Here is a 4,502-nt window from a genome sequence, read left to right on the forward strand (position 1 = left end):
GGCGCACGCGCTCGGCGTCGGCCAGGCCGCCGGCGATCGGCGGCACGGGCGGCGGCGGGGGCGACGCGGGGCGCCCGGACGCCTCGAACAGCGAGGGCGGCAGCGAGATGGCCGCCGTGATGCCCGAGCCCGGCGTGGCGTAGAGGGTGACGCTGATGTCGTGGCGGGCGGCGAGGCGGGCCACCACGTGGAAGCCCAGCCGCTTGGACACCGACAGGTCGATCTCGGGCGGGTCGGCCAGCAGCTGGTTGGTCGACTCCAGCTGCTCGGAGGGCATGCCGACGCCCCAGTCCTCCACGGTCAGCAGCTGCGCGCCGGACCCGCGGGGGTCGGGACGCGCGCGGATGGTGACCGAGCTGTCGGGCGGGGAGAAGCGCACGGCGTTCTCGGTCAGCTCGGCCAGCAGGTGGGTCAGGTCGGTGACGGCGCTGCCGGCCACCGCGGGTTCGTCGCCGACCAGGAACACGACCCGGTCGAGGTCCTCGGTCTCGGCGATGGCGGCGCGCACGACGTCGCGCAGCGGGATCGGCTCGCTCCACACGCGCGCCGGCTGCTCGCCGGAGAGCACCAGCAGGCTCTCGGCGTTGCGCCGGACCCGGGTGGCGAGGTGGTCGAGCTTGAACAGCTCGGCCAGCGCGTCGGGGTCCTGCTCGGACTCCTCGAGCTGGTTGATGATGTCCAGCTGCCGGTAGACCATCCCCTGGTTGCGCCGGGCCAGGTTGACCAGCATGTCCGAGGCGAACTGGCGGCGGCCGATCTCGGCCTCGGCCAGCCGCTTGGCCAGCAGCTCCTTCTGCTGCTGGGACTCCTCGGTGACGCGCCAGAACAGCATCATGCCCACGCAGGCGAACAGCACCGCGACGCCGTGGATCACCGACCACAGCCACGGGTTGTTCTGCCCCGACAGGTGGGAGAAGATCAGGCTCTGGGTGAAGATCGATCCCATGCCGTGGCTGAGGATCGTGAACAGGATGTTGAACAGGAACGGCGCCCAGTCCTGGTAGAGCGCGATGAACCCGATGATGATGAAGAAGTGGAAGTGGGCCTCGATGCTGCCCTTGGTGATCACCACCAGGGCGGCCGAGCTGTAGGACAGCCCCGCGGTCACCACGACCGAGGCGGTGCGCCGGTAGCGGCCCAGGAACCGGCCCGCGACCAGGCACAGCAGCGGCACCGCGATCGAGCCGAGCAGCACGGCCGGTCCGGATTGCAGGACGAGCGCGAAGGCCGCCAGCCCGGGGATGTGCAGGGCCAGCACCCACAGCAGCAGGCGGTGGCGCCGCTGCCAGTCCTGCTCTTCGAGCGTGTACCCGCGTGGGAGTCGGTCGAGCAGTGCCTGCCACATCGTGCTCTGCACCATTTCTCTCTCGCCTGCGCCCGGCCGGTCTGCGCTCGGGGAGCGGCGCAGCGGGGTCTGCGCCAGGGACGAACGGGGCATGCGATACGGCTGAACGGGGGAGCAGCTCGGGGCGCGCCGAGCCGTCGTGAAGTAGAGCCCCGGATGGCCCGCGCTGTCCAGTCCAGCTGACGCAAAGTCGCAGCCACACCGCCGCTATTGCCGGAACGGCGTAACCACTGCCGTGGTGACGTCATACGATGGGCCTAGTAACGCTAGCTCCAGGTAGCGCCGCTGGGACACGGCGTTAGAACGCCGATTCCACAGCGGACGCCGCGGCGGATGCGCGCACGGCTCAGCGCGACCGGCGCGCGGGGGGCCGGGTCGGCCGCACGGCCCCGGCGCCGGTGAGCGCGCGGACCTCCATCACCGCGGCGCGCCGCCGCCCCCCGGGCTCGGCCGGACCGACCAGCGTGCCCACCGCCCCGAGCAGGAACGACAGCGGGATCGAGACCAGCCCCGGGTTGGCCAGCGGGAAGACGTCGAAGTCCGCGCCCTTGATCATCGAGGTGGGCTGCCCGGAGACCGCGGGCGAGAGCACGATCAGCGTGACGCAGGAGATGAGCCCGCCGTAGATGCTCCACAGCGCCCCCGTCGTGGTGAAGCGCTTCCAGAACAGCGAATAGACCAGCGTCGGCAGGTTGGCCGAGGCGGCCACCGCGAAGGCCAGCCCGACCAGGAACGCGACGTTCTGGTTGCGGGCCAGGATCCCGGCCGCGACGGCGACGATCCCGACGACCAGCGCGGTGGTCCGGGCGACGTGCACCTCGGCGTCGGGCGAGGCCGCGCCGCGGCGCAGCACGTTGGCGTAGACGTCGTGGGCGAACGAGGCCGACGCGGTGATCGTCAACCCGGCCACGACCGCCAGGATGGTGGCGAACGCGACCGCCGCGATGAGCCCCAGCATCACCTCGCCGCCCAGCTGGTAGGCCAGCAGCGGGACCGCCGAGTTGCTGCCGCCCGGGGCGTCGATGATGCGCTGCACCCCGCCGGGCACCAGTGCCGCCGCGCCGTAGCCCAGGACCAGGGTGAACAGGTAGAACACGCCGATGAGCCAGATCGCCCAGACCACCGAGCGGCGGGCCTCGCGGGCGTTGGGCACGGTGTAGAAGCGCATCAGGATGTGCGGCAGGCCCGCGGTGCCCAGCACCAGCGCCAGGCCGAGCGACAGGAAGTCCACCTTGGACACGGTGTCGGCGCCGTACTGCAGGCCCGGCACCAGCAGCCGCTCCCCCAGCGCCATCGCCTCGGTGCCACCGGGGCGCACCACCTCGGGGTTGCGCTCGACGGCCCGCCCGAGCAGCGCGGAGAAGTCGAACCCGAAGTAGCCCAGCACCCAGGTGGTCAGCACGCCGGCGCCGACCAGCAGCAGCACCGCCTTGATGATCTGCACCCACGTGGTGCCCTTCATGCCGCCCACCAGCACGTACACGATCATCACCAGGCCGACCGCCGCGATCGCCACGCTCTGCCCGATCGGGTCGTCGTTGGGGATCTGCAGCAGCAGCGCGACCAGCGCCCCGGCCCCGGCCATCTGGGCCAGCAGGTAGAAGAAGGACACGACCAGCGTCGAGGTCGCGGCCGCGGCCCGCACCGGGCGCTGGCGCATCCGGAAGGCCAGCACGTCGCCCATCGTGAACCGGCCGGTGTTGCGCAGCAGTTCGGCGACCAGCAGCAGCGCCACGAGCCAGGCCACCAGGAAGCCGACCGAGTAGAGGAACCCGTCGTAGCCGTTCACCGCGATCGCGCCCGCGATGCCCAGGAACGAGGCCGCGGACAGGTAGTCACCGGCGATCGCGACGCCGTTCTGCGGCCCGGTGAACCCGCCGCCCGCGGCGTAGTAGTCCGACGTGGTCCGGTTGCTCCGGCTCACCCGCAACACCACGATCAACGTCACCAGCACGAAGACGCCGAAGACGGCCGTGTTGAGGAAGGGGCTGCCGACACCGGCGGGGACCGGAGCCTGGGCCGGGACGACGTGCATCGCGCTCACCTGCTGACTCGGGGGTGCGGCGACGGTACTTCACGTGACCGTCCGCTATTCGCCCACCCGGCCTAATCGGGAGCAGCGCCGCGCGGTGGTACCGACTGGCCCAGTCGGCGACACGGCCCGTGGCCGCGGCGGTACCGGACGGGTGATCAGCGCCCCGGAGCGGGCGCGGGTTCGCGCCGCCGCTCGGCGGGCGCCTCCTCGACGCCCATCCCGGCCGCGAGGGTGTCGGCGAGTCGGGCGAGCTCGGAGCGCACGTCCCGCTGGACGGTGGACAGGCGGGTCACGTCCTGCTGGGCACGTTCGCGCAGGCGCTCGGCGTCCTGCGCGGCGCGCAGGCGCACCGCCTCGGCGGCCGCCTCGGCCTGCTTGCGCAGCTCGTCGGCGGCGACCCTGGCCGCCTCGACGACCGCGGAGGCCTCCTTCGCCGCGGCCGCCCGCAGGTCGGCCACGTCCTGCTCGGCCAGGCGCATCAGCTTCTCGGCGCGCAAGCCGAAGCTCTCCTCCGGAGCGGCGTCCTTGCGCCGCGCCTGCAGCTTGCGGAACTCCCCTTCGGCCGCCGCGGCGTGCTGCTCGGCGGTCCGCCTGCGGCGGTCGGCCTCGGCGGCCCGGCGGCGCAGCGCGGCGTTCTCCTCGGCGAGCCGGGCGAGGTGGGCGTCGACCTGGGCGGGGTCGTAGCCGCGCAGGACGGTGTCGAAGCGCCGGACGTCGGGGTCTCCGGCGGGCTGCGCGGGCGACGGGCCCGGGGCGGACCGGACGGCGGCGGGCGCGGGCTCCGCGGGCCCGCCGGATTCGACCACGGGCAGATCCTGTCGACCGACGATCATGCTGTCATGGTCCGTTCGGGTGCAGGCGCTACATCCCCTTGGTGAACGGCACCGGTGTCCGCGCGGACCGCAGCCGGCCGACCACGTCACGTAGCCGAGCTGGGAGCGAGGACGCCCTCCCCACCCGGACACGGCGGAGGGCGGGCGCCGCGCGGCACCCGCCCTCCGTCCGACCCGCTCGCCGCTACTCGGCGGGCGGCGGCCCCCCGTGCTCACCGCCGGTCGAGCGCTCGCGGCTCTCCCGGCCGGACCGGACCCCGCGCTGGTAGCTGGCCAGCCGGCCGCGAAC

3 protein-coding genes are annotated in these 4,502 nt (G+C 73.2%); all 3 read right to left on the reverse strand.

The features are described from left to right. On the reverse strand, window positions 1-1,360 hold a 1,360-nt coding region (locus KIK08_RS37360), incomplete at its 3' end, for a sensor histidine kinase (protein WP_250558590.1). Between the two features lie 331 nt (window positions 1,361-1,691). Then, the gene (locus tag KIK08_RS37365) at window positions 1,692-3,380 is read right to left on the reverse strand and encodes a monocarboxylic acid transporter (protein WP_214408041.1); all 1,689 of its coding nucleotides are present in this window, start codon (window positions 3,378-3,380) and stop codon (window positions 1,692-1,694) included. 155 nt (window positions 3,381-3,535) lie between these two features. After that, window positions 3,536-4,213: a DivIVA domain-containing protein gene (locus KIK08_RS37370; RefSeq protein WP_214408042.1), complete on the reverse strand. Its 678-nt coding sequence runs from the start codon at window positions 4,211-4,213 to the stop codon at window positions 3,536-3,538. Window positions 4,214-4,502 lie beyond the last annotated feature (289 nt).

Origin of the sequence: Pseudonocardia lacus (assembly GCF_018531445.1) — a bacterium.
Classification (GTDB): domain Bacteria; phylum Actinomycetota; class Actinomycetes; order Mycobacteriales; family Pseudonocardiaceae; genus Pseudonocardia; species Pseudonocardia lacus.

Coding starts and splice junctions, on each gene's coding strand:
- KIK08_RS37365 (WP_214408041.1), bottom strand. CDS start 3,380: ATGCACGTCGTCCCGGCCCAGGCTCCGGTCCCCGCCGGTGTCGGCAGC.
- KIK08_RS37370 (WP_214408042.1), bottom strand. CDS start 4,213: ATGATCGTCGGTCGACAGGATCTGCCCGTGGTCGAATCCGGCGGGCCC.